We start from the raw sequence: 23,797 nt of genomic DNA, 5'->3' as shown, positions 1-23,797 counted from the left end.
GTCGGCATTGAGTCAATGTAGCGGGAAAACAACAACAGTCAACGACTGTTTATGAGAATTCTGCGAACTGATGGTCCGCACCGGTGAACACCGCGTGTCCGGCCGCGGCCGCCTCGGCCCCCACCAGCGCCCGCGCGGCCAGCCAGGCGGCCCCGGCGGCGCCGTCGGCGGCCAGCCCCACCGGCGAGTCCGGCCAGCGCCGGCCGATCGCCGCGGCCACCGCCTGGAACACCGGCGAGCGGCTGACCAGCACCGAGCCGCCCAGCACCACCGGCTCCCCGGCCGCCGGCCCGAGCGCGGCCAGGCTGTCCACCAGCGCCCCGGCCGCCTCGGCGACGATGCGCACCGCCGCCGGGTCGCCGAGCTCGTAGGCGGTCATCACCAGCGGCGCGAGCCCGGCCAGCGCGACCGTCGGCTGCGCGCTCACGGCCCGGACCAGCTCGGCGGCGCGCCTGCGGCCGCGCAGGGTGAAGCCCTCGCCGATGCTGGCGGCCAGCGGCAGCGTGGTGGTGGCGGCGGGATGGCCGGGGGCTGACGGGTGCGCGGCGGTCGGGGTGGTCGGGGTGGTCCGGGCGGTCGGGGTGGTCGGCGGAGGGCCGGCGGGAGTGTTCGCACCGGTGCCCGCGGCGGCTTGGGGTGCGGTGTCGGGATCGAGGGTCGCCCGGCCCGACTCAGCCTCCTGATCCAGCAGCTGCGCCAGCACCGCGGTGGCGAGTTCGGCCATCGGGCGGCGGCCGTCGGCGGCGGCGATGGCGGCGCGCGCGGCCTGGCGTCCGATCCAGAAGCCGGAGCCCTCATCGCCCAGCAGCCAGCCGTAGCCGTCGCTGAAGCGGGCCGGCAGGCGGTCGTGCATGCGGGCGGCTACGGCGCCGGTGCCGGAGACCAGCAGCGTGCCGTCGGGGGCGGGGGTGCCGGCGGCGAAGGAGACGGTGACGTCCGAGACCACCCGCACCGGACAGACCAGGCCGGCGTCGGCCCAGGCCTGCTCCAGCACCCGCGGCGCCTTCGGATCGGCCATCAGGGTACTGACTCCGGCCAGCCCCACCACGCAGGCCCCGACCCGGTCGCCGGGCACGTCCCCGAGCGCGGCCCCCAGCGCCGCCACGATGTTCGCCACGGCCGCCGCGGCCCCCAGCACGGTCGGATTCCCGCCGCCGGCATGCCCGGTCCCCAGCGTGCGCCCGTCGACGGTGGCCAGCACGGCCCGCGAATGCGACCCCCCGACGTCGAGCCCCACCACGCACGGGTCCGCCATGGATGCCGCCACCTCCCGATCGCCCGCCACCGGCCACCGGGCACACCCCTGTGGCGTCATGTGGGATCTTGCCAGAGCAGGCACCACAACTCAACGCCATCGCAGACCCTTGACGCCCGCCCCGGGATCTGGGACGCTCCCGGTCGGGCGGCTGTGGGCCTGGTGGAGGGCAGGTGAGGGGCCGGTGGCGGACGGTGGGCCCGGGTTCGGACGGTGCGGATCCAGGCGTCTGGGTTGATGTGGATTCTTGGCCCACGATGGCGCGCGCCGAACAAATGGCGGCGGGCCAGGGCCAGGTCAGGGCGCTTGGCGTAAGGCGCTGCGATGGTGTGGGGTTGGGTGCGCCCTCATCCGGGAGGCTTTAGCGCATCAGCACAGGGTGCGGCGAAATAGTGGATCGCGGCAGAAGGCATGCCGACAACCGGGCGGCGGCCAACGCCGCCACCCGTAACTCGTGCAGCCGCCCTACTCCGCGCCCGTCCCCGCCCGACCGGCCAGCCGCGCATGCACCCCGGCATCGATCCCCGGCTCCAGCACCCGCGCCGCGAGCCACGCGGCGCCCACCGCGCCCGGAGCGGCGATCAGGGGGGTTCCGCCGTGGTGCTCGGCCAGGCGGCGCTGGACTTCGGCGCCGATCGGGCCGGGCGCGGTGAGCAGGGAGCCGGCCAGGACCAGGGGTTCGTCGGGGTTGTCTCCGGTCAGGGCGGTGGCGGTGGACATCAGCAGGCTGACCGCGCGGTCCACGATGCGCTGGGCCACCCGGTCTCCGGCCGTCGCCGCCGCCGACACCAGCGGGGCCAGGGCCGCCAGGGCGATCGGGGGGCCGTCGTAGACCGCGTCGCGCAGGGCGGCGATCTGGTCCTCGGTGGACTGCGGGACCACGTCGTCGCCGGTGACCGTGGCCAGGACCGCCGGGGCCAGGAGGGTCTGCTCGCCGCGGCCGTCGAGGGCTGCGAAGACGGCGCGGACCGCCTGGCGGCCGATCCAGAAGCCGGAGCCGTCGTCGCCGACGAGCCAGCCGTTGCCGTCGATGCGGGCGGTGACCTCCTCGCCCTCGACGCGGGCGGCTATCGAGCCGACGCCGGCGATCAGGACCGAGCCGCTGCGGCGGGGCGTGCCGGCGGCGAAGGCGGTCACGGGGTCGGCGACCACGGAGACCGGGCAGGTCAGGCCGGCGTCCACCCAGGTCTTGGCCAGGGCCTCGGCGCTGGGGCCCCGGGAGTAGCGCAGGATGCCCGCCGCGCCCACCACGACGCCGGCCACCGAGGCCGGTGCCACGGTGCCCAGGGCCTGGGTGACCGCGTCGCTCAGGTGCGCCACGACGTCCGCGATGGGCAGTGCCGTCGGGTTCGCCAGGGCTGAGCGGCCGCGGCCGATCACCTCGCCCTCGACGCTGGCGACCACCGCCTCCACCAGTGTCGATCCGGCCTCCACGCCCAGGACGACGCCGGTGCGGGTGCCCTGCCGGATCGGCGGGGGCGATGCCGGGGCGGCGGCGGAAGCGGACGGCATGGGTCCTCCTGGCGTGGACGTGAAGTCCTGTGGGGTCGGTGCCTGACACAGTCTGGCATGCGAACCGGGGCCTGAGAACGGCTTCGGCCAGGTCCGGGACCGGTTACGGGCAGCGCTGAGCGGGTGGGGCCGCGCGTCGCGACCCCACCCGCCGAACAAGCCGAACAAGCCGAACAAGCCGAACAAGCCGGACAACCGGCGTCCTCAGGACGTCGAGGGCACCACATCCACATCGGCGGCGTTCACGAACGCCATCCGGTGGTTGTACGTGATCAGGTAGTACTGCGTCGTGCCCTTGAAGTCGGTCTGGTCCATGAACGCCGACCCGTCGATGTTGAAGGCGTTGAACCAGTCGCTCTGCAGCGGCTTCCCGTCGGTCACGTAGGCCTGCCCCGGCGTCAGCGTGTACTTCGAGGCGATCCGCTGCGAGCGCGGGATGCCGCCGTACCAGGACGTGAACGCCGCCGGGTACGCCGAGGCCTCCGGGAAGGACTCGGTGTAGATCGGCACGCTGGTCTTGCCCGCCTTCGGCACCACCGTCAGCGCCTTGACCGGCGCGGCGGTCAGCGGCCCGAAGTCGTTGTGGAACCAGGCCTTCTGGCCGGCGAACCAGATCGCGATCCAGCCTCCGGGCGCCCGGTCGGCCACCACGAACTCCTGCCCGGTGCTGGCCTGGTCGCCCCAGTCCTCGGCCTCGGTGGTGCCGGCCGAGCCGTCGGAGTGCAGATACGGGTCCGAAAGCAGCGGTGCGCTGTCACTGGGTGCCGTGCGCAACCACACGAAGTTCGTCGGCTGCTTGGGCATGTTGATGTAGTAGCTCGCTGGGCAGGGCCCGTTCAGGTTCGGCCATTCCGCGCCGTGGTACGGCCCCGGGTAGGGTGTCAGGTCCTGGATGTTCTGACAGCCGGAGACCACCTGCTGGTTGAGCTGGAACACCGGGTTGATCGCCACGACGTTGGACGTCGGCGGGGCGTCGGCGTGGATCGGCTGGCCGAGCAGGTCCATGAAGTGCGACCAGTTCCAGTACGGTCCCGGGTCCCAGTGCTGCGAGGCGATCCGGCTGTCGCTGCTGCCGGGGATGTTGTCGTGCCCCAGGATGTGCTGCCGGTCCAGCGGGATGTCGTACTTCGCCGCCAGGTAGCGCACCAGCGTGGCCGTCGAGTGGTACATCTGCTCGCTGTACCAGGTGGCCCCGTCCAGCGCGTAGCCTTCTTGCTCGATGCCGATCGAGTGCTGGTAGAAGGACTCGTTCGCGCTGTCCCAGGCGATGTCCTCGTCCGGCATCATCTGGGTGACGTGGCCGTCCTCGGAGCGCACCTCGTAGTTCGCCGAGGCCTGGTACGAGGGGTCGTGGAACAGCCACAGCGTCCCGTCGTTGGTCTCCTCGTTGTCGTGCAGCGTGATGTAGCGGATGTCCGTGGTCGCCGGACGGTTCGCCGGGTCGTGCCCGCCGTAGTTCGACTTGTCGTTGGGGTCGAGCTGGAAGAAGCCGTCGGGGGAGTAGCTGCAGTCCAGGTCCGCCGGGCACTCCGGGGCGGTCAGCAGCGACGGGTCGTGCACCGGGTCGGCCGGCGGGACCACGCTGACCAGGCCCAGCTTCTTGGCCGCGGCCGGGTCGTCGTGGGCCCACGGCTGCGAGGCCAGCGACAGGGTCTGGCCGTCCTGCGTGGTCGCGGACTGGCCGGTGCGGATGGTGGTGAACACGTCGTCGGCGAAGACCTGCGCGACCTTGGTCTCCGAGGCCTCGGCATAGCGGGCCACGCCGACGGTCCAGGCGTTCAGGTTCATGGCCGGAGGCAGTACGCCGTGGTCGAACTGCTTCTCGTACGACGCCAGCAGCGCGGCGCCGGCGCGGATGTTCTGCACGTCGTTGGTCTCGGCCGTGGCCAGGTCGATCCCGGCCAGGGCGGCGGCCTTGGCGGCGGTGTGCAGAGCCGGCGCGTTGAGCAGGTCCGGGGTGCGGAAGGTGCTGGTGAAGCCCGCCGAGTTGAGTTCGGCCTGGGTCAGGTTCGTGAGGTTCATCGGGCCGTAGCCGGCCGAGAAGCTCGGCTTGCCGCCGTGCGCCTCCCACAGCGACTCGTTGTACGACACGGACATCAGGACCGGCAGCGGCACCCCGAACTCCGCCGAGGCCGCCGCGAAGGCGGCCTGGCGCGAGCCGGGGTCGGCCGGGGTGGAGGGACCGGCCGGGGTGCCGGTGGCCGCGGCGCTGTGCGCGGCCGGCACGAACGCCGCGGTCGCCGCGATCAGCGCGGAGGCGACCACTGGTATCAGGGCTCTGCGCCTGCGGGGGCGTCTTTGGGGGCGTCTCATTGGGCTCCTTCGACATCGGAGGGGGTGGGAGCGTTCTGTGGTGCGTCTGGCGTGTCTGGTACCTCTGGTGCGGCCACGCCGAGCAGGTCCGCGGCGTGGCAGGCGGCGTGCCGGCCCGAGGCGGGCAGCGGCTTGGGGTCCTCGGTCCGGCACCGGGCCGCGATGCCGAGCTGTTCGGCCTGGCCCGAGGCGACCAGCGGGCAGCGCGGATGGAAGCGGCAGCCGGCCGGGATGGCGGCGGAGTCCGGGGTCTCGCCGGTCAGGATCACCGGATCCTCGCCGGACTCGGCGACCACCGACAGCAGGGCCTTGGTGTACGGGTGCTGCGGCGCGGTGAGGACCTCCTCGACCGTGCCGGTCTCCACGATCCGCCCCAGGTACATCACCGCGACCCGGTCGGCGATGTTCCACGCCAGGCCCAGGTCGTGGGTGACGACCAGCGCGGACAGCCCGGTGCCGGCGCGCAGGTCCAGCATCAGCTTCAGGATCTCCCCGCGCACCGAGGCGTCCAGCGAGGCGACCGGCTCGTCGGCGACCAGGACCTGCGGATCCAGCACCAGGGCCCCGGCGATCACCACGCGCTGCCGCTGGCCGCCGGAGAGCTGGTGCGGACGCAGGTCGAAGAAGCGCTCCGGCGGGCGCAGGCCGGCGCGCGCCAGGGCGTCGGCGACCTTCGCCTTCTCGTCGGGGAAGCCGCCGAGGGCCGATTTCCCGTGGATGCGCAGGCCTTCGGCGACCGCTTCGTAGACCGTGCGGCGCGGGTTGAGCGCGCCGGTCGGGTCTTGCAGAACCAGCTGCACGCCGCGCCGATAAGCCTTCAACGCGCGCGACTTGTACGACACCGGTGTGCCGTCGTGCAGCACCCGGCCCGCGGTCGGCACGACCAGACCGGTCAGCGCCCGCGCCAGGGTGGACTTGCCGCAGCCGGATTCCCCGACCAGCGCGACGATCTCGCCGGGGGCGATGTCCAGATCGACGCCGTCGACGGCGCGGGCCTGGCCTCGGCCGTGGCGGGATCGGAAGGCGACGAACAGGTCGCGCACCGACAGCACCGGTACCACGCCCTCTTCGAGCCCTGATACAGATACGGGTACAGGTACAGGTACAGATACAGGTGCCGCCTGCCCGGCCGCGGGCTCCTGTCGGGGCACGCCGCGCTCGGGCGCCGCGGCCCTGTCCGCCGCCGTGTCTTCCATCTCCACCTCCGGGCTCACAACCCCTCCCGCGCGACATCCATCCGCACGCACGCCGCCAGCCGGCCGTCCCCGGCCGCGATCAGCGGCGGCTCGGCGCTCAGGCACTCCTCGGCGGCGATCGGGCAGCGCGGTGCGAACGTGCAGCCCTGCGGCAGGCGCGCCGGGTCCGGCGGGTCGCCGGGCAGGCCGCGCGGGCCGCGGCGGCTGGCCGGGTCGCCTATGCGCGGGAAGGCGTCGGCCAGGGCGCGGCCGTAGGGGTGCCGGGCGTCGGTGAACACTTGGCCCGCCGGGCCCTGCTCGGCGATGCGGCCGGCGTACATCACCGCCAGCCGGTCGCAGTGCTCTGCCAGGACCGCCAGGTCGTGGCTGATCATCAGCAGGCTGATGCCGTGCTCGGCGACCAGTTCGCCGATCAGGCGCAGGATCTGCGCCTGGATCATCACGTCCAGCGCCGTGGTCGGCTCGTCGGCCACGATCAGGCGCGGCGAGCAGGCCAGCGCCATCGCGATCATCACGCGCTGCCGCTGGCCGCCGGACAGCTCGTGCGGATAGGCCGACGCGCGCGCCGCGACCAGGCCGACCTGGTCCAGCAGGGTCGCCACCCGGCGGTCGGCGGCCGCGCGGCCGACCGTCTTGTCGTGCAACAGGATCGGCTCGGCGATCTGGTCGCCGACCCGGCGCACCGGGTTCAGCGAGTGCATCGCGCCCTGGAACACGATCGAGGCCTCGGCCCAGCGCACCGCGCGCAGCCGGCCCCAGGTCATGGCCTGGACGTCCTCGCCGTCCAGCAGGATCCGGCCGCGCACCTCCGCCGACTTGGGCAGCAGCCGCAGGACCGCGCCGGCCAGCGTCGACTTGCCGCAGCCGGACTCCCCGGCCAGGCCCAGGCGGCCGCCGGCGGGCAGCGCGAGGTCCACGCCGCGCACCGCGGGCACGGGCCCGGCCGCCGTCTTGTAGGAGACGTGCAGGTCTTCCAAGCGCAGCACGTCGGCGCGCGCCGCCTCGTTGTCGTTCTCGGGCGCGGCGCTCTGTTCGCTCAGCTTGCTCGGCTCACTCAACTCGCCCGGCTTGCTCGGCTTGTTCTGCCGGCTCTGATCGGTCTGTTCGGTCTCTGTCATGTGCGCTCCTGAAGCCGCGGGTTCAGCACCTGCTCCAGTGCCCGGCCGACGAGGGTGAAGGCCAGCGACACCGCGACGATCGCGGCGCCCGGCGGCAGCAGGATCCACCAGTCGTTGGCGCTGATCGCGCCGACCTGGCGGGCCAGCTGCAGCGTGGTGCCCCAGGACACCTTCGTCGGGTCGCTCATGCCCAGGAACGCCAGCGTCGCCTCGGTGAGGATCGCCGAGGACACCGTCAGAGTGGCCTGCGCCAGCATCAGGGGCATGACGTTGGGCAGGATGTGCCGGCGCATCACGTGCAGGTGTCCGCCGCCCAGGGCCTTGGCCCGCTCGATGTAGGGCCGCGACTCCACCGACAGCGTCTGCGCCCGCACCACCCGCGCCGTGGTCGGCCACGCGGTCACCCCGATCGCCACCACCACCGTGCTCACCCCCGGGGTCAGCACCGAGGCCAGCGCGGTGGCCAGCACCAGTACCGGCAGCACCACGAACCAGTCGGTGATCCGGATCAGCACCGTGTCGAGCCAGCCGCCGAAGTGTCCGGCGGTGATGCCGACCAGCGCCCCGATCCCCACCGCCAGGGCCGTGGCCAGCAGGCCCACGGTCAGCGAGATCCGGGCGCCCCAGATGGTCACGTCCACCATGGAGCGGCCATAGGCGTCGGTGCCGAGCAGGTACTGGCCGGAGGGGGCCTGCCGTGGCGTGCCGGGCGCGAACACCGCCGACATGTCCTTGGCGGTGATGAACAAGGGGGCTGCCAGGGCCACCAGGGCGGTCAGCAGCAGGAGGGCCAGCCCTGCCAGCCCGGACCGCTGGCGGCGGAAGTCGGCGATCACGCGGTTCTCACCCTTGGGTCCAGGATCGGGTAGAGCAGTTCGGCCAGCAGGTTCATGACGATCACCGCCACCGAGAAGAAGACGAACAGCCCTTCCAGCAGCGGCAGGTCCGGCACGCTCAGTGCCTCGTAGAACAGCGAGCCCAGGCCCGGCCAGGAGAAGATGGTCTCGGTCAGGATCGAGCCGGACACCGCGGTGCCCAGGTTCAGGAACACCAGCGTGACGGCGGGCAGCATCGCGTTCGGCACGGCGTGCTTGCGCCGCACGTCGTCCTCGCGCAGGCCCTTGGCGCGCGCCGTGGTGAGGTAGTCGGCGCCGATCTCCTCCAGCAGCGTGGCGCGCATGGTCAGCAGGTACTGCGCGTAGACCACCGCGACCAGCGTCAGGCACGGCAGGACCAGGTGCCGCAGGTGGTCCCAGATCGAGGGGAACAGGCCGTGCACGTCCGGCGAGCTCATCCCGCCGGTCGGGAACAGCCCCGGGATCGGCCCGACGCCGACGCCGAACACCACGATCAGGATCAGCCCGAGCCAGAAGGTCGGCATCGACCACAGCACCAGCGCGACGCTGGTGTGCGCGCGGTCGGAGCGGCTGCCGTGCTTCCACGCCGTGCGCACCCCGATCCGCAGGCCCAGGAACGCCGCGATCAGCGTCGCGGTGCCGACCAGGTAGACCGTGGCCCACACGTGGCTGCCGATCAGGCCGGCGACGGAGGTCTTGTACTGGTAGGACGTGCCCAGGTCGCCCCGGGCGACGCGGGAGGCGTAGTCCCCGAACTGCGAGATCAGCGGTTTGTCGATGCCGAACTGGTGGCGCAGCGTGGCCAACTGGGCGGCGCCGATCGGGTGCCCCCGGGTCATGGCCCGGACCGGGTCGCCGGGCACGATGCGGAACAGGAAGAAGCTGGTGAACACCACGGCGATCATGCTCACCAGGGCGCCGACGACACGGCCGACGACGTAGCGCAGGGGGATGACGGGCCCGCGCCGCCGGACCGCCGCGACGGCCCCGGGGGGAGGGGGCGCGGTCGCGGGGTCCGGCAGAGCGGAGACGGTGGCCGACACGGGCGTTACTCACGCTCCTCGGCGGTCGCGCCGCGGCGCCGGCGCATCAGGACCAGGCCGCCGCCGCCGACCACGACCACCACCGCGATCACGATGCCGGCGATCAGGCCGGTGTTCGAGCTCGACGAGGAGGACGCGGCCGCCGCGGACGCGGGCTTGGCGGACCAGAAGGCCCAGTAGCCGTCCTGGCCCCAGTACAGGCCGTTGGGCTGCGGCTGCTTGTCCATGGAGCCGATCACGTCGGACCGGTAGGCCTCCAGCACGTTCCCGTAGTACAGGACGTTGATGTAGGCGTCGCTGTAGAGCGCCTGCTCCATCTGCTTGACGTCGTCGGCCCGGGTCGCCGGGTCGTACTCGGTGATCTGCTTCTGGTACAGGGCGTCGTAGTTCTTGTCGCAGATGAAGTCGTCGCCGGCGAAGGACTTGCCCGCGGCGGTGGGCCGGCCGTCGCACTTCTGGATCGACAGCACGTAGTCCGGGTCCGGGTTCTCGCCCCAGCTGTCGAAGGCCAGGTCGAAGGTGCCGGCGGTCTCGGTGTCGGCGAGCTTGCCCTGGTCCACGATCTGGGTGCTGGTGGCGATCCCGACGGCCTTGAGCCAGTCGGCGATGTAGGCGGCGTTCTGGGTGTCGTCGGACCGGTTGCTCTCACCCATGATGCGCAGCGACAGCGGCTTGCCGTCGGGGGTGGTGCGCATCCCGTCGGAGCCCTTCTTGTACCCGGCCGCGTCCAGCATCTGGTTCGCCTTGTCCGGGTTGTAGGTGTAGGCGCTGGAGGGGTCGGGGGCCCAGTGGTAGGCGGCGAAGATCGGGGCGATGTAGCCGCTGCCGACCGTGCCGTAGCCGCCGAGGGTCTTGGCGACCAGCGTCTTGGTGTCGATCGCGTACATCAGGGCCTGCCGGAACTGCTGGTTCTGCAGCGCCGGGTTGCCGTCGCCGAACGCCTGCCCGCCGGTGGTGGTCGCGCCGGGGTTGACGGCCAGCGCGTAGAACCGCTTGCCCTGGGCGTTGTTGGTGACGATGCCCGACTGCCCCTTCAGGGCGTCGTACTGCGCCGGGGTCAGGCCGCTGACGAAGTCGACCTCGCCCTTCTTCAGGGCCTCCACCTCGGCGTCGGCGTCCTTGTAGAACTTGAACACCAGGTGGTCGAAGGCCGGCTTGCCGCGCCAGTAGTTCGGGTTGGCGTCCAGGGTGAGGTACTGGTCCTTCTGGTATCCGGTGAGGATGAAGGGCCCGTCGCCGACGATCGGGAACTGGGTGTCGTTGTTGAACTTGCCGATGTCGGCGACGTGCGAGGCCCAGACGTGCTTGGGCACTATCGGTATGTCCAGCGCCAGCATCGTGGACTGCGGCTGCTTCAAGGTGATGACCAGCTGGTTCCCGGCCGAGGTCACCTTGGCGAAGTTGGCGACGAAGTTCCCGTTCGCGCTGGCCGCGTCCGCGTTGGTCATCATCAGGTTGTAGGTCCAGGCCACGTCGTCGGCGGTGACGGGCTGGCCGTCGGACCACAACATCGCGTCACGGATGGTGAAGGTCCAGGTCAGCTTGTCGGGCGAGGTGGTCCAGGAAGCAGCCAGCGCGCCGATCGCGTGGTCGTCGGTGGCGTCGTAGTTCGTGAGGAAGTCGTACATCAGGCGGTGGATCTGGGTGGGCAGCGCCCGCTGGGCCAGGAACGGCGACAGCGAGTCGATGCTGCCGGTGGTCGCGACCGTCAGGGTCTTGCCGCTGCCGGTCGCCGAGGCCGGCGCCGCCTGAGCGTACGAGGTCTGACCAATGGTCTGACTATGGGTGCTGCGCGCGTGGGCCGGCCCGGAGGCGGCCGCGGCCGGAGCGCTCAGCACCGCCGCCCCGGCCAGGGCCGCCGCCAGGGCGAACGCGCGTCGTCGGGGGAGGGGGATGGGCATGGCGTCCTCACAAGCGGTGTGGGTGGTGCCTTGCGGTGTTGTGGTCTCACGCCTCAAACAGCGACACCGTGGCGCCGAGTGTGGCAATTCCTTGAGGAGTCGTCAAGAGTCCACGCATTGTTCGACCAAGAAACCACATATTCCGCAGCTGATGGGGGATCTCGGCCCACCAGCCGACGTGAACCCCACTACGCTGAGGGCAGCGTGCGACCGCGCGCGTCCGCCCCGGCCAGCTGTGGAGTCCCGACCGATGAAGGAAGAACTGCTCGACGCGGTCCTCCCCGAGGAGCGCCGCCTGCGCATCGCCGCACAGCTGCGCCGCGACACCCGGGTCCGGGTCGAGGACCTGGCTGCGCGTTACGGGGTCTCCGGCGAGACCATCCGCCGCGACCTGCAGGTCCTGGAGGAGCGCGGCATCCTGCGCCGCGTCTACGGCGGCGCCGTCGCCCAGGAGTCCCGAGGCTGGGAACCCGGCGCCGACGAGCGCGCCATCGCCCGCCTTGACCCCAAGCGCGCCATCGCCGCGGCCGCCGCGGCCCTGGTCGAGCCCGGCGAGACCCTGGTCTTCGACCTGGGCACCACGGTCGCCGAGACGGCGCGCGCCCTCCCGGCCACCTTCAGCGGCCGCGCACTGTGCGTGGCCCTGCCCACCGCCGCGGAACTCGCCGGCCGCGAGGGCGTCGAGGTGCACCTCGCCGGCGGGCAGGTGCGGCGCGGCGACCTTTCCTGCGTGGGGCCGGGGTCGGAGAAGTTCTTCGAGCGCTTCTTCGCCGACCGGGCGTTCATCGCGGCCTCCGGCGTGCATCTGAAGGCCGGCGTGACCAGCGACCAGCTGGAGGAGATCCCGGTCCGACAGGCGATTCTGGGCCAGGCCCAGTCGGTGTACGTCCTCGCCGACGGCGCCAAGCTCGGCCGGGTCGCGGTCGGGCGGGTGTGCCCGCTGTCGGCGGTCACGGCGATCGTCACCGATTCGGGCGCGGACCCGGAGGCGGTGCGGGCGCTGGAGCAGAGCGGGACGCGGGTCATAGTCGCGCCCAGCGGGTCGGAGTTGGACTGACGCTCAAGGTTTTGAGCAGGGTGGGTTTCAAGGGGGTTTCCAACAAGGCGGGTGACAGACACCGCGGATTGTCGGGCACACCAAGGCCCCGGCGACTGCGGTTCGCCGGGGCCTTGCGTTCGCGGGGTGAGGGTTGCCCGCGGTTCACCACGTCGGATTGGTCGGATCCGCGACCGGCGGCAGCGCCGTGTCGTGCGGCTTGTACAGGTACGCCACGCCGCCGGAGCCCGAACCGGTCGTGCCGTCCGAGCGGGTCCAGTATGTGCGGAGCCAGATGTTCTCCAGCTGGCTGCGCTGGTAGACGTGGTGCACGGCGGCGTCCGAGGGCGAGAACGGGTCGTCGACGATGAAGTCGCCGGTCGCCGTGAACCCGGCGACCACCATCAGGTGTCCGGCGGTGCCGTAGCCGGAGCCGGTGAGTTCGCCGTTGTCGAAGGCCACTGAGATCGCCACCGGGATGCCGGCCTTGACCAGGGTTTCCAGGTCGTCGACCGAGGGGAGTTGGACCACTTCGGCGTCCAGGCCGTAGTGCGCGGCGTAGGCGGCGTTGAAGGGCCAGTTGCCGGTGCCCTGGTAGGCGTAGTCGTACGTCGAGCGCGCGGCGTAGTCCACGCTGGGGTCGGCGTAGGAGGGGTCCACCCACGACATGTCGGCGGCGCTCGGGCCGCCGCCCCAGAACTCGGTGATCATCTCGCTGGAGGTCGGGCTGCACCAGGCGTCTCCGCCGCCGCCGTACTGGTTGTACTGGCCGACGTGGATCTGCTGGGAGTACTGCGGGGCTGCCAGGTCCGTACCCTCGGCGCCGCCCAGCGGGCTGGGGGTCACGCCGGTGCGGGCCGGGACCGCCGAGGCGAAGGCGCCGAGCTGCCACAGCCGGGGGGAGGCGGTGCCGGTCGGCAGTCGGTACAGGGTGGCCCGCAGCTGGTAGCTCTGGAGTGTGTGGCCGGCGGCGGCGTTGAAGGTGTCGGTGTCCACTGCGCCGTAGACGCCGGCCGAGGGGCTCAGCGAGGTGCGGGCGATGTCGGTGTCGCCGGAGGCCCAGTTGCCCATGTCCAGCCAGCCGGTCTGGTGGCCGTCCTCCATGGTGGCGTTCAGTTCGACCTTCAGCCAGGTGCCGGCCGGGGTCTGCGCGTCCCAGGAGGAGACCAGCTCGGTGGCGCCGAATCCCGGCGTGTAGGTCGGCGAAGTCCAGGTGCTGTAGGCGTAGGTTTTGGTGGTGTGCAGATACGCGTCCTTATACCGGAGCGAGCCGACGGTACTTGAGATCGCGATGCCCTGCCGGTCGCCGGCCAGTGCGGTGACGCCCGCCGAGGTGCCGGACTGGAAGTCGGCCTGGGTGGTCCACTTGCGGAAGTTGACGCGCTCGGCGGCGGCGGTGCTGGTCGAGGCGGCGGCTCTGGTGGAACCGGCGGCCGCGGTCGCCGCGCGGGCCGTCGTGCCCGTCGCGGTCCCGGCCGCGCAGGCCGCGATCAGGACTGCCGTGCAGGTCAAGGCTTTGGCGGCGCGCGAGGTGTGCATGGCTGCCTTTCGGATGCTCCGCGGTGGGCTCCCCGAACCGGGAGTGTGGCAGTCACCGCAGCACCCGTCAAGAATCATCTTGGTTTCTTGTTGATTTCACGTGACAAACGGCGGCGCCGGTCGCACCATGTCCCCGGGAGTCGATCCGGACTCTGATACACGGGACCCCACAACCGGACGGTGATAGCGACAGATGTTGAGACGGGATACGCGCAGACCCCGCAGGCGCCTGGCCGGCGTGCTGCTGGCCGCGGCCGCACTGCTCACCTACGGCCTCAGCGGTGCTCCGGCCCAGGCCGGCACGCAATCCGGCAGCGTCACGGCGGCGTTCGCCAGCGCCTCGCACACGTACGGCGTGCCGCAGCAGGTGCTGGAATCGGTGTGCTACCTGGAGGGCCGGCTCGGCGCCCACGGCGGCCAGGCCAGCGTCGACGGCGGCTACGGCTGTATGAACCTGGTGAAGAACGACAAGGCCGACACCCTCGACCAGGCCGCGAAGCTGACCGGGCTGAGCGTGTCCGCCTTGCAGCACGACACCGCGGCCAACATCCGCGGCGGCGCGGCGGTGCTGCGCGCCGAGGCGCTCGTGCTCGCGCCGAAGCTGCCGGCCACGCTGGCCGGCTGGTACGCGCCGATCGCCGCCTACAGCCACGCCTCCTCGCGCTCGGTCGCCGGGATGTACGCCGACGCCGCGTACCAGCTGATCCAGGGCGGCTTCAGCGGCACGGCCGACGACGGCTCGCAGGTCACCCTGGCGCCGCAGGCGGTCACGCCCGACAAGTCCACGCTCGGCTCGGTGCCGCTGGCCCCGGCCGCGCTGCCGAGCGGCTGCGCGCAGGACAGTAACGTCGACTACCCCTCGGCGATCGACTGTGTGGTGCCGACGAGCTATGACTGCAACGTCGTCAGCGGGGCGTGCACGTACCAGAGCTCGAACCGGCCGACCAGCTACGCCCTGTACGACGTGACCATCCACGACATCGAGGGCACCGCGGCCGACGCGATCAGCACGTTCCAGGACATCAACAGCGGTGTCAGCGTGCACTACGTCATCGACAGCGACGGCACGGTCTACCAGACGCTCAGAGAGAAGGACATCGCCTACCACGCGGGGAACTTCTGGTACAACGAGCACGCCGTCGGCATCGAGCACGCGGGCATCGACGCGACCGGCTACCAGTGGTACAACGCCACCGAGTACCTGGCCTCGGCCAAGCTCACCGCGTACCTGCTGAACAAGTACAACATCCCGCTGGACCACGCCCACATCAACTCGCACGGCACCACGCCCTCGCCGACCACCGGCACCTCGCCGAACCACGTCGACCCGGGCAAGTACTGGCTGTGGGACTACTACTTCGGCCTGATCCACTCCCTGGGCGTCGCCTACCCCACCGGCAACACCCCGGCCGCCGGCCTGTTCCGGGTCAACCCCAGCAGCGACCAGAAGCCGCTGGGCGCGAACGGGACCGAGACGACAGCGAACAACAGCTTCTTCACCCTCTACACCGGTCCCAGTACGAAGGACGCGGTCATCCCGGGCGCACCGGGCTCCGATCCCACGGACGAGACCACCAACGTCGAGACCCAGATGCCGTACTACTCCCTGGCCTCCCAGCCCGACCAGGCCGGGACCGGGATGACCATGTACGAGATCTGGTACGGCGAGAACGACCAGCTGTCCAACTCCACGCCGAGCTACTACGCCGACGCCAAGAAGGCGTGGCTGGCGGTCCCGGCCGGCTCCGCGGTCCCGGTGCACTCCTACGTGGTGAGCCTGAAGCCGACGACGAAGAACGCGACGATCGGCATCTACGGCCGGCCGACCACGAGCTCGGCGGACATCATCGGGTCGGCGCCGAGCGGCTCGGAGTGGGCCGCTCCGAAGTCGGTGTTCGAGGACGGCACGCAGAACCTGTGGTTCGGCATCGACTACAACCACCGGGAGGCGTGGGTGCCGAGCTCGGAGGTGACGGTCGTCGCCTGGTACTGATCCGGTGTTGGTTCCGGTGCTGATTCGGTACTGATGACGATTGTTTGATCCAACCGGCGCCGTGGCGTGGAATGGTGTGTTCCGCGCCACGGCGCCTTCGTGCTCAGCCGCGGTCAGCTGTGGTCAGCCGTGTTCAGCCGCGCCGGGTCAGGACGAACGTGGACAGCAGGTACGTGCCGCCCAGCACCGCGCACAACGTCGTCCACGTCGACGTGTCCTTGCCGCGGATCAGCGCGATCAGACCGCCGACGACCAGCACCAGGGTCATCACGTACATGGTCAGCGCCGCCGCGCGCTGCTCGATCGACCGCCGCCGCTCGTCCCCGCTCTCCCCGCGCAGCAGGGCCACCGCCTCCGAGCGGCGCGAGCCCAGGACCAGGACCGCCGCGTAGCCGAGCATGATCACCAGGCCCGAGACGGCCATCGCCACGTCGTGGTGGCCCAGGTAGATCGCCAGGTACGCCCCGCCCAGCACGGCCGCCGTCACCGGCACCGTCCACGGTCCGCCCCGGCTCTTGCGGCCCCGGCCGCAGTTCTCTTCCCGGCCCCCGCCGGCGTCCGTGTCAGCATCCGTCGACATGGAACATCCCCTCCACCGTTGTGCCGAAATACCTCGCGATGCGGATCGCCAGGGGGAGCGAGGGGTCGTAGCGGTTCTGCTCGATCGCGTTGACCGTCTGCCGCGAGACCCCGAGCGCCTGCCCCAGGTCCTGCTGCGACAGGCCCTTGGCCTGTCGCAGTGCCCGCATGTCGTTCCGCATGGATGGAAAGTACGCTTTACATCGCGGGAGTGTCAAGCATGCTTTACATCGCGCCGGATTACTTACGTAGTCGCGCAACCTTTACGCCTCGCTCATGCCGGACTACGGTGAGGATCGTGTCAGGACGTGGATTTCGCCCTCCCGACCCGGCTACCACCGCGCACCGTGCCTACCGGCTGCTGGCCCGGGGACGGCCCGCCGCGGCCGAACCGGCGGCCGATCCCGTGGCCGGTCCGATAGCCGATCTCGCAGCCGATCCCGTCGCCGCCGTCGCCTTCGGGCTCGACGTTCCCGAGGACCAGGCGCGCGCCGGCATGGAGTGGCTGGGCGAGCGCCGGCTGCTGGCCCCCGACGGCGGCGGGGTCGCGCTGCCGGAGCAGGCGGTGCTGGACGTGCTGGCCCAGGCCAGCGGCGGGCTGGGGCGGATGGCCGAGGAGGTCGAGCGCTGGCGCTCCACCGTCTCGGACCTGGCCGACCTGGTCTGTGTTCACCGCGAACGGCCGTCCGGGGCGCCCACCGGGTTCGAGTCCGAGCGGGTGGACGTCCTGCGCTTCACCGACCGCGCGGCGCTGCGGCGCTGGCTGGACGACCGCGCGCTGCTCAACCGCCGCGACGCGGTGGCGATGCATCCCGCGCTGGCCCCGAACGACGTGCTGCGCGAGAGCCTGAAGGTGGACCTGGGCCTGCTCAAGCGCGGCGTGGGGTTCCGGATGCTGGTGTCCAGGACCGCCGCCCGGCGGCCCGGCGCCGCGGCCTATCTCAGCGCCCTGGAGAAGGGCGGCGGGCAGGTGCGCGTCGCCGACGCGATCCCGCTGCGGCTGCTGGTGCTCGACGGCTCGGTGGTGGTCACCCCCGGCCCGGACGGGGAGCCGCCGTGCGACGTGGTGATCCGCAGCGACGTGGTCGGCCGCTGTCTGCTGGCGGCGTTCGACCACCTGTGGGTCGGCGCGGAGAAGTACGCGACGTTCGTCGGCGCGGGCGGCGATCGGGACGAGGAGCTGACGGCGGTGCACGTCAGGCTGCTGCGGGCGCTGGCGACCGGGGCCAAGGACGAGGCCATAGCGCGCCAGCTGGGGTGTTCGGAGCGCACGCTGCGCCGGCTGGTGGCCCAGACGCTGGAGGCGCTCGGGGTGCGCAGCCGGTTCGCGGCCGGGGCGAAGGCCGCGCAGCTGGGGCTGTTGGACTGACGCTTGGACTGACGCTTGGACTGACGCCGCATCACGGTGAGGGGTTTCCATCTGGGGTTTTACCGTGCCTTGACACAAATCCCCGGGGTCCGGGGGTTAGGCCGCGACCGGCCATGGCCGCCATCGGCCCGCCGCGACGCGTTCCCAACCGGCCGTTCGGTTCCGAGACTGACGAATCAGTCCCCGTCCATCACTCGGAACTGGAGATCCCCACCATGCACACCCCCACCTTCCTCGCTCCCCGGCGCGCCCGCCTGGCCGCCGCGGCATTGGCCTGCGCGGCCCTCACCGCCGGCGCGGGCGTCACCGGCGCGCCCGCGGCGGCCGCGCACAGCCGGACGCCGGTGTCCTTCGGGCACCACCACCGGAGCGTGAAGAACTTCCAGGACAGCAACTGGGGCGGCTACGTCGCCACCGGCAACTTCACCAGCATCTCCGGATCCTGGACCGAGCCGCAGGTCACCTGCAACACCAGCAACGACCTGTACGCGCCGTGGGTCGGCATCGACGGCTACGGCTCGGAGAGCGTGGAGCAGACCGGCGTGCAGACCGACTGCTCCTCCGGCAGCCCGGTCTACTCGGCCTGGTACGAGATGTACCCGGCGCAGCCGGTGTACTGGAACGACCCGGTCTCGGCCGGCGACTCCTTCACCGGCAGCGTCTCCGACGACGGCACCGGCAACTACACCGTCACCCTGACCGACAACACCGCCGGCTGGACCGAGAGCACCCAGCAGCAGTACAACGGCCAGGACGCCAGCGCCGAGGCGGTCATCGAGTCGCCGACGTCGAGCTACCCGTCGTTCTCCGAGCAGGACTTCAGCAACGTGACCGTCGACGGCCAGCCCTTCGACGCCTCGAACCCGCAGGCGCTGACCAGCGGCGGCTACGGGCCCACGGCGCTGAACAACGGCTCCTTCGCGATGGTCCCCGGCGGTGGAGGCAACGCGCGCCGGAAGTAGTATGTCCTTCAGCAAGGCCGCCATCGGGACATGCCGCGGGAACGGTTGGGAATGGGCCGCATCCGGCAGCGGAATCCGATAGCGACGCACCACTGACGGACCGACCGGTCGTCGACAGCCACCGGTCCGCCGACTGCGCCCGCCACGATCCCTTCGCGGCGGGCGCTTTTGGCGCTTCGGGGTGCTTGGCGGGTGCGGTTTGTTCGTGGGTTGACAGTCAAGGTTTTTACGGCTTCGCGCATGGTTTACGGGATCCGCTGGTGGCGCAGTTCGGTTGAGGCGCTCGTTTCACGTTGGCGGCCGGCGGCTCGCCCGTTCACGACCGCGCACCGGTCCGAGTCATTGCGCACACGTTTGGTCTGGCGGCTGCCGGCCGCGTTTGGTGGGCACCGAAGATCAAAGGCAGGCGCCTCCGGCGGGCACTCCAGACTCTGAGGGATCATCAACACCCCGCGTGGGCGGCGGTCCGAGTGTTGGTCGCTACTGGGATGGTTGGCAGAGCCCGCCGACAGCGACGAGGGAACCGAGACAACCCCACCTGTATGGGATGCGGGATCCACGTGTCACACCGTGCTCACGCACGTAGGCCAGTCGCGGCCGACCACCGTGTGACACGTGGATCCCGCACACCATAGAGGGCTCTTTGTTCCGGGTCCCCCGCCGCGTCGGCGGGCGTAGCCAAGCTGGCCGGTCCGGTGGTGTCAAGTCGGACGAAACCGGACCACAGCAGTGTGTGATCCGACTTGATACCACCGGACCGGCCTGCTTCCTTTTAGGCGTCGACGCGGCGGGGGACCCGGAACATGGCGACCACAAGCAGCACCGCCACCAACAAGCGCAGCGCGCCCACGCACGAAGACAAAGCCGAACAGTCGCGGGCCGCCGGCATCAAGCAGGTCCGCAGGGGGCGCCCCCCGCTGTAGAGCGCCCGCCGGAGGCACCTGCTCTTGACTTTAGGTGCACACCAAACGCGGCAGACACCCGCCAGCAATGACGTGTGCGCAGTGACTCGGACCTGTGCGCGGTCGTGAACACGCCGACCGCCGGCCGCCAGTGCGACCCGCGACGCTTACCTGAACTGCGCCACCAGCGGATCCCGCAAACTATGCGCGAAGCCGTAAAAAGCCTCTAAAATCACCACCAAAACCGCACCAGCCACCCCAAGCCACGCACACACCATCCAGCCGCGCCGGCTCTCACATGTTCTACGACGAGATGCCCGCTGTTCTACGACGAGATGCCCGCGACCATCGTGCGGGCCAGCGCGGCGCAGGTCGCGGTGTCGGGCTCGCCGTCCTTGCCGTGCTCGCCGGCCTGGCCGGTGATCAGGGTGAACAGCGCGCCGCCGTACAGCGTGATCAGGGTCTCCACGTCCTGGCGCGAGGTGGCCAGGCCCAGGGCCCGGTGCTGCTCGCAGGTGAACTCGATCGCCGCGTCCCGGATGGCGTCGAACGTCGCCCGCAAGGCCGGGCGGCGTGTGGATTCCAGGGTGAGCTCGTAGACCGCCAGGTAGCGGTCGCGGTGCAGCTTGGCCGACATCTCCAGCGACATCGCCAGCAGGCCGATCAGGCCCTCGCGGTCGACCGGGCCGACGACCAGGCCGTGGGCGGCCGCCATGTCCTCCTCGTGCAGTTCCAGCACGCGCTCGGCGGCGGCCGCCAGCAGCGCGTCGCGGCTGCCGAAGTAGTTGGCGGCGGTGCCGGCGGGCAGGTCGGCGGCGGTGTCCACGGCGCGGTGGCTGAAGCCGTGCAGGCCGGTGGCGGCCAGCACGCGCAGCGCGCCGTCGGTCAGGGCGCGGCGCCGGGCCAGGTTCGGAGGGGGAGCCATCACCCCGAGATGATACCGGAGCCGGGATAGTACTATCGTTGTGGTGGTATTGATCGTGAGGCGGGACAGGCGGGACGACAGGAGGGGAACCATGCGTGTGGTGGTCATCGGAGCCGGGATCGGCGGTCTGGCCGCGACCCGGGCACTGATCGCGGACGGACACGAGGTGGCGTGCTACGAACGGGCCGAGGCGCTGCGTACGTCGGGCTCGGCACTGACACTGTGGAGCAATGGCACGGCGGTGCTGCACGCGCTCGGCGTGCCGTACGACGACCTCGGCGCGCCGATCGACTATCTGGCGATGCTGCGCGGCAGCGACGCCCGGATGCTGATGGACATCGACTGCACGCGGGCGGCGGCGCGCTACGGCTACCCGCACCGCTCGACGCCGCGCCGCGACCTCATCCGGCGCCTGGCCGACGGCCTCCCGGAGGGCACGCTGCACTTCGGGCGCCGCGCGGTCTCGATCGACCAGGATCCCGGCTCGGCCGAGGTGCGCTTCGCCGACGGCACGGCGGCGTCGGCGGACCTGGTGATCGGCGCGGACGGCTCGCGCTCCGTGGTGCGCGACCTGGTGTACGGCGCGGACCCGACCCGGCCCGCGGGCTGGGCGACCTGGCAGGGGCTGACGCCGGTCGACGTGGAGACCACGCATTCCCGGCGCGGCCTGATGATCGTCGGCCGCGAGGGATTCTGCGGCCTGATGCCGGCCGGCAACGGCTTGCTGCAGTGGTGGTTCGACCGGCCGTGGAACGCCGAGGACCCGCAGCCGCCCTCGGTCACGGCCATGCTGAAGGAGCGCTTCGGCCACTGGGCCTCCCCGGTGGCCGAGACCCTGGCCGCCGCCGACGACTCCCAGATCGAGTTCTTCGCGCACCGGCGGCAGAAGGTGACCCGCGGCTGGAGCCGCGGACGCGTGGTCCTGCTCGGCGACGCCGCGCACACGATGCCCCCGACGGTGGCTCAGGGCGCGAACCAGGCCCTGGAGGACGGCTGGGCCCTGGCGCGCGGGCTGCGTCTGAAGGAGGGCGACCTGCCGGCGGGCCTGGCCGAGTACGAACGCTCGCGCCTCAAGGGCGCGCGGCTGACGCAGATGGTGGCCGGATCGGAGGTGACTGACAAGTACCGGCCGGGTGCCGGGCTGCTCACTCCCAACACGCTGATCAGCTGGTTTTACACCCGGTGGCTGAAGATGATCAGCACGATTCTCAACCAATAGCACCGGCGGGCGACCCCGGCGGTACTCAACCGCGCGCGGACAGGGCAAGATGCCCTGGTGGCTGAACAGGCGTTCGTGACGGTGCCGACGGGATCGAGCGCGCCGGGGGCGGCCGACGGGGCGGGGTCGGCGACCGGGCCGAGTGCGTTGGCTGCGGCGGTCGTGCCTACGGTGCCAGCCGGGCCGAGTGCGTTGGCTGCGGCGGCCGCGCCTGCGGTGCCAACCGGGCCGAGTGCGCTAGCTGCGGCGGCCGTGCCTGCGGCGCCAGCCGGGCCGAGTGCGTTGGCTGCGGCGACCGCGCCCGCGGTGCCGGCCGGGCCGAGCGCCGAATCCACCGCGCCGACTGCAACAGCACCGGCCGCCGGACTCGTCATATCCACTGTGCCCATAGCCACGACCTCGCCAGCCTGGCCCACCGAAAGCCTCCGCCTGCGCGAGGCCGCGCCCGACGCGGTCCCCGGTCCGGTCGCGCTGCTGCGGCTGCTCGGCTCGGCGCGGCCGGCTGATGTCGTGCCCGCGCTGGCCGCGCTGTCCGCCGATCAGCTCGCCGAGGCGGTGGCGACCGCCGAGTTGCCGTTGGCGCCGGCCGTCGTCGCACACATCTCGCAGTGGGGGCCCGGGCCCGTGCGGCGGATGCTCGCGCGGCGGCTGGTCCAGCAGCCCGAGCATGTGCCGCCGCGGCCCCTGGGCCTGGACGCCTATCTCCGCATGCTCGAGGAAGACGCCCCCACCGGCGCCGACCTCGGCGCCGCCGTGGCCCGCATCCGGGCCCTGGCGCTGGAAGCGCTGTGCGCCGGGTCTCTGACGGCCAGGCAGATCGTGGAGCACACCCGGCCGGCGGCGCTGGCGTTGGCGCTGGCGGTCTGCACCCCGGCGGAGTATTCGCGTCCTTGGTTGCGCCGGGCGACCGGCGACGTCAGGGTTCTGCTCGCGCGCCGTCTGGCCGAGGCGTTGGGGGAGGACGACCAGCGCTGGGCGCGGGTGATCGACCTCAGCGGCAGCTTCGCCGGCTCGGTCGCCGAACTGCTGCGTTCGGATCGGGCGCCCGGTGGTCTCCACCGCTTCCTGCATCCGGACCGCTCCGCCTACGCCTCGCAGAACATCCTGCTCGCCCTGGCCCCGCACCCGGTCGCGGCGCGCTACCTCGACGGGCTGGTCGAGAACGAACTGGTCGAACCGCCGGACCAGCCGCAGACCGCCGACGACCAGGGGGAGTGGCTGCTCGGCAGCGCCCCGCTGAGCCGGGTGCTGGTCGACCATGACCTGGCGTACACCTCCGTCCGCCGGTACCACCGGCTGCTGAAGAACGTGCTGTGCCCCGACTACGTCCTGGAGCAGATGGACCTCGGCCACGCCCGCGAGGTCCTGCTCAAGCGGATCGTGCCGCCGGATGTCCTGAGCCGGGTGTTCCGCGAGTTCGCCGGGCTCGCCGGGGTGGACGAGGCGCTGCGGTGGACCGCCGCCGGCGGCGACAGGCTCGTCGACCTGGCCTGGTGGCTGACCGACGACCCGGCCCTGCTGCACCAGGTGGTCGCGGGCCTGCGGAGCCGCACCGAGCCGGCCGAGCTGACCTGCGTGTACGGCGCCCTGGCCGTGGCGGCCGGGCCGGAGCCGGTGTGGGCGCTGGACCTGGAGCGCGCCGGGAGCCTGGACGCAGTGCTGCCCGCGGTCCGCGCGTCCATGGCCGCCGGCAGCGCCGAACCGCTGGTCGAGGCCGCCCGGCGGACGCCGCGCCGGCATTGGGTCGACCTGTTGGATGCCGAGGATTTCGGCGCTCAGGGGCTGCGTGCCGAGCAGGAACTGGACCGGACCGGCCATTTCCCGCTCGAAGGCCTGGTCGCCGCGCGTCTGGACGGCCGTCCGGAGCTGTGGGCCGAGGTGGCGTGGGCGATCGCGACCCGCCGGATGCCGGTCGAGGCGGCGATCGCCGCGGCGGGCTCCCACCCTGCGGCGCCGGCCTCCAGTTCCTGACAACACGCCTGACAACACGCCTGACAACACGCCCGGGAACACGGCCGGAGCAGGCCCGCACCGGGGACGCTCCACCACGTGGACACGCCCTGTCTCAGAATGCCCCG

The 23,797-nt window shown here is 71.7% G+C and carries 19 protein-coding genes; 6 read left to right on the top strand and 13 right to left on the bottom strand.

Going from position 1 to position 23,797, the window contains the following annotated elements; all coding sequences use genetic code 11:
• Positions 1 to 49: 49 nt before the first annotated feature.
• The 8 genes from ABIA35_RS44770 to ABIA35_RS44735 all read right to left on the bottom strand — a co-directional run bounded on the left by ABIA35_RS44770 (position 50) and on the right by ABIA35_RS44735 (position 11,195).
• The gene (locus tag ABIA35_RS44770) at positions 50 to 1,255 is read right to left on the bottom strand and encodes an N-acetylglucosamine kinase (RefSeq protein WP_370362038.1); all 1,206 of its coding nucleotides are present in this window, start codon (positions 1,253 to 1,255) and stop codon (positions 50 to 52) included.
• Between the two features lie 465 nt (positions 1,256 to 1,720).
• Complete coding sequence (locus tag ABIA35_RS44765) at positions 1,721 to 2,767, bottom strand: N-acetylglucosamine kinase (RefSeq protein ID WP_370362037.1); 1,047 nt, start codon at positions 2,765 to 2,767, stop codon at positions 1,721 to 1,723.
• A 204-nt stretch (positions 2,768 to 2,971) separates the two neighbouring features.
• Positions 2,972 to 5,080: an N-acetylmuramoyl-L-alanine amidase gene (locus ABIA35_RS44760; protein WP_370362036.1), complete on the bottom strand. Its 2,109-nt coding sequence runs from the start codon at positions 5,078 to 5,080 to the stop codon at positions 2,972 to 2,974.
• Positions 5,077 to 6,276 carry an ABC transporter ATP-binding protein gene (locus ABIA35_RS44755; protein WP_370362035.1) on the bottom strand — a complete coding sequence of 400 codons (1,200 nt, stop codon included), beginning with the start codon at positions 6,274 to 6,276 and terminating at the stop codon, positions 5,077 to 5,079. Before ABIA35_RS44755 ends, ABIA35_RS44760 begins: the two co-directional genes overlap by 4 nt.
• 14 nt (positions 6,277 to 6,290) lie before the next feature.
• A complete protein-coding gene (locus tag ABIA35_RS44750; protein ID WP_370347389.1) occupies positions 6,291 to 7,394 on the bottom strand; it encodes an ABC transporter ATP-binding protein in 1,104 nt (367 codons plus the stop codon).
• Entirely contained in the window at positions 7,391 to 8,230 is an 840-nt protein-coding gene (locus ABIA35_RS44745; protein WP_370347387.1) for an ABC transporter permease, read from the bottom strand. Before ABIA35_RS44745 ends, ABIA35_RS44750 begins: the two co-directional genes overlap by 4 nt.
• The gene (locus tag ABIA35_RS44740; RefSeq protein ID WP_370362034.1) at positions 8,227 to 9,294 is read right to left on the bottom strand and encodes an ABC transporter permease; all 1,068 of its coding nucleotides are present in this window, start codon (positions 9,292 to 9,294) and stop codon (positions 8,227 to 8,229) included. Before ABIA35_RS44740 ends, ABIA35_RS44745 begins: the two co-directional genes overlap by 4 nt.
• 5 nt (positions 9,295 to 9,299) lie before the next feature.
• A complete protein-coding gene (locus ABIA35_RS44735; RefSeq protein ID WP_370347384.1) occupies positions 9,300 to 11,195 on the bottom strand; it encodes an ABC transporter substrate-binding protein in 1,896 nt (631 codons plus the stop codon).
• Positions 11,196 to 11,445: 250 nt separating this feature from the next.
• Between ABIA35_RS44735 and ABIA35_RS44730 the strand changes: the two genes are divergently transcribed.
• A complete protein-coding gene (locus tag ABIA35_RS44730) occupies positions 11,446 to 12,252 on the top strand; it encodes a DeoR/GlpR family DNA-binding transcription regulator (RefSeq protein ID WP_370347382.1) in 807 nt (268 codons plus the stop codon).
• 144 nt (positions 12,253 to 12,396) lie between these two features.
• Here the strand turns inward: ABIA35_RS44730 and ABIA35_RS44725 are convergent, their stop codons facing one another.
• Positions 12,397 to 13,770, bottom strand: coding sequence for a C39 family peptidase (locus ABIA35_RS44725; RefSeq protein WP_370362033.1), 1,374 nt, complete (start codon positions 13,768 to 13,770; stop codon positions 12,397 to 12,399).
• 193 nt (positions 13,771 to 13,963) lie between these two features.
• Between ABIA35_RS44725 and ABIA35_RS44720 the strand changes: the two genes are divergently transcribed.
• Positions 13,964 to 15,763, top strand: a complete 1,800-nt coding sequence (locus ABIA35_RS44720) for an N-acetylmuramoyl-L-alanine amidase (RefSeq protein WP_370362032.1) — start codon at positions 13,964 to 13,966, stop codon at positions 15,761 to 15,763.
• Positions 15,764 to 15,896: 133 nt separating this feature from the next.
• Here the strand turns inward: ABIA35_RS44720 and ABIA35_RS44715 are convergent, their stop codons facing one another.
• Both ABIA35_RS44715 and ABIA35_RS44710 read right to left on the bottom strand, forming a co-directional pair.
• The gene (locus ABIA35_RS44715; RefSeq protein WP_370347376.1) at positions 15,897 to 16,343 is read right to left on the bottom strand and encodes a DUF2178 domain-containing protein; all 447 of its coding nucleotides are present in this window, start codon (positions 16,341 to 16,343) and stop codon (positions 15,897 to 15,899) included.
• Positions 16,327 to 16,524, bottom strand: a complete 198-nt coding sequence (locus tag ABIA35_RS44710) for a helix-turn-helix transcriptional regulator (RefSeq protein ID WP_370362031.1) — start codon at positions 16,522 to 16,524, stop codon at positions 16,327 to 16,329. Before ABIA35_RS44710 ends, ABIA35_RS44715 begins: the two co-directional genes overlap by 17 nt.
• 116 nt (positions 16,525 to 16,640) lie before the next feature.
• On the opposite strand from ABIA35_RS44710, the gene ABIA35_RS44705 reads away from it, so the two are divergent.
• Both ABIA35_RS44705 and ABIA35_RS44700 read left to right on the top strand, forming a co-directional pair.
• Complete coding sequence (locus ABIA35_RS44705) at positions 16,641 to 17,711, top strand: helix-turn-helix domain-containing protein (RefSeq protein WP_370362030.1); 1,071 nt, start codon at positions 16,641 to 16,643, stop codon at positions 17,709 to 17,711.
• Positions 17,712 to 17,926: 215 nt separating this feature from the next.
• Entirely contained in the window at positions 17,927 to 18,673 is a 747-nt protein-coding gene (locus ABIA35_RS44700) for a G1 family glutamic endopeptidase (RefSeq protein ID WP_370362029.1), read from the top strand.
• Positions 18,674 to 19,900: 1,227 nt separating this feature from the next.
• Here ABIA35_RS44700 and ABIA35_RS44695 read toward each other — a convergent pair.
• Entirely contained in the window at positions 19,901 to 20,500 is a 600-nt protein-coding gene (locus ABIA35_RS44695) for a TetR/AcrR family transcriptional regulator (RefSeq protein WP_370362042.1), read from the bottom strand.
• 91 nt (positions 20,501 to 20,591) lie between these two features.
• Between ABIA35_RS44695 and ABIA35_RS44690 the strand changes: the two genes are divergently transcribed.
• Complete coding sequence (locus tag ABIA35_RS44690) at positions 20,592 to 21,719, top strand: FAD-dependent oxidoreductase (protein ID WP_370362028.1); 1,128 nt, start codon at positions 20,592 to 20,594, stop codon at positions 21,717 to 21,719.
• Here the strand turns inward: ABIA35_RS44690 and ABIA35_RS44685 are convergent.
• Positions 21,674 to 22,108, bottom strand: coding sequence for a hypothetical protein (locus ABIA35_RS44685; RefSeq protein WP_370362027.1), 435 nt, complete (start codon positions 22,106 to 22,108; stop codon positions 21,674 to 21,676). The two genes, ABIA35_RS44690 and ABIA35_RS44685, sit on opposite strands and share 46 nt — an antisense overlap.
• Between ABIA35_RS44685 and ABIA35_RS44680 the strand changes: the two genes are divergently transcribed.
• The gene (locus tag ABIA35_RS44680) at positions 22,101 to 23,690 is read left to right on the top strand and encodes a hypothetical protein (RefSeq protein ID WP_370362026.1); all 1,590 of its coding nucleotides are present in this window, start codon (positions 22,101 to 22,103) and stop codon (positions 23,688 to 23,690) included. The two genes, ABIA35_RS44685 and ABIA35_RS44680, sit on opposite strands and share 8 nt — an antisense overlap.
• Positions 23,691 to 23,797 lie beyond the last annotated feature (107 nt).

The sequence above is a fragment of the Catenulispora sp. MAP12-49 genome (genome assembly GCF_041262705.1).
Taxonomy (GTDB): domain Bacteria; phylum Actinomycetota; class Actinomycetes; order Streptomycetales; family Catenulisporaceae; genus Catenulispora.
Note: the sequence above shows the minus strand (reverse complement) of the source record. Positions and strands in the feature narration are given on the sequence as shown.

What these genes read in the sequence shown, in the direction of transcription:
- ABIA35_RS44730 (WP_370347382.1), top strand. Translation starts at nt 11,446, where the DNA reads ATGAAGGAAGAACTGCTCGACGCGGTCCTCCCCGAGGAGCGCCGCCTG.
- ABIA35_RS44690 (WP_370362028.1), top strand. Translation starts at nt 20,592, where the DNA reads ATGCGTGTGGTGGTCATCGGAGCCGGGATCGGCGGTCTGGCCGCGACC.
- ABIA35_RS44735 (WP_370347384.1), bottom strand. Translation starts at nt 11,195, where the DNA reads ATGCCCATCCCCCTCCCCCGACGACGCGCGTTCGCCCTGGCGGCGGCC.
- ABIA35_RS44695 (WP_370362042.1), bottom strand. Translation starts at nt 20,500, where the DNA reads ATGGCTCCCCCTCCGAACCTGGCCCGGCGCCGCGCCCTGACCGACGGC.
- ABIA35_RS44765 (WP_370362037.1), bottom strand. Translation starts at nt 2,767, where the DNA reads ATGCCGTCCGCTTCCGCCGCCGCCCCGGCATCGCCCCCGCCGATCCGG.
- ABIA35_RS44755 (WP_370362035.1), bottom strand. Translation starts at nt 6,276, where the DNA reads ATGGAAGACACGGCGGCGGACAGGGCCGCGGCGCCCGAGCGCGGCGTG.
- ABIA35_RS44685 (WP_370362027.1), bottom strand. Translation starts at nt 22,108, where the DNA reads ATGGGCACAGTGGATATGACGAGTCCGGCGGCCGGTGCTGTTGCAGTC.
- ABIA35_RS44710 (WP_370362031.1), bottom strand. Translation starts at nt 16,524, where the DNA reads ATGCGGAACGACATGCGGGCACTGCGACAGGCCAAGGGCCTGTCGCAG.
- ABIA35_RS44770 (WP_370362038.1), bottom strand. Translation starts at nt 1,255, where the DNA reads ATGGCGGACCCGTGCGTGGTGGGGCTCGACGTCGGGGGGTCGCATTCG.
- ABIA35_RS44715 (WP_370347376.1), bottom strand. Translation starts at nt 16,343, where the DNA reads ATGTCGACGGATGCTGACACGGACGCCGGCGGGGGCCGGGAAGAGAAC.
- ABIA35_RS44720 (WP_370362032.1), top strand. Translation starts at nt 13,964, where the DNA reads ATGTTGAGACGGGATACGCGCAGACCCCGCAGGCGCCTGGCCGGCGTG.
- ABIA35_RS44700 (WP_370362029.1), top strand. Translation starts at nt 17,927, where the DNA reads ATGCACACCCCCACCTTCCTCGCTCCCCGGCGCGCCCGCCTGGCCGCC.
- ABIA35_RS44760 (WP_370362036.1), bottom strand. Translation starts at nt 5,080, where the DNA reads ATGAGACGCCCCCAAAGACGCCCCCGCAGGCGCAGAGCCCTGATACCA.
- ABIA35_RS44725 (WP_370362033.1), bottom strand. Translation starts at nt 13,770, where the DNA reads ATGCACACCTCGCGCGCCGCCAAAGCCTTGACCTGCACGGCAGTCCTG.
- ABIA35_RS44750 (WP_370347389.1), bottom strand. Translation starts at nt 7,394, where the DNA reads ATGACAGAGACCGAACAGACCGATCAGAGCCGGCAGAACAAGCCGAGC.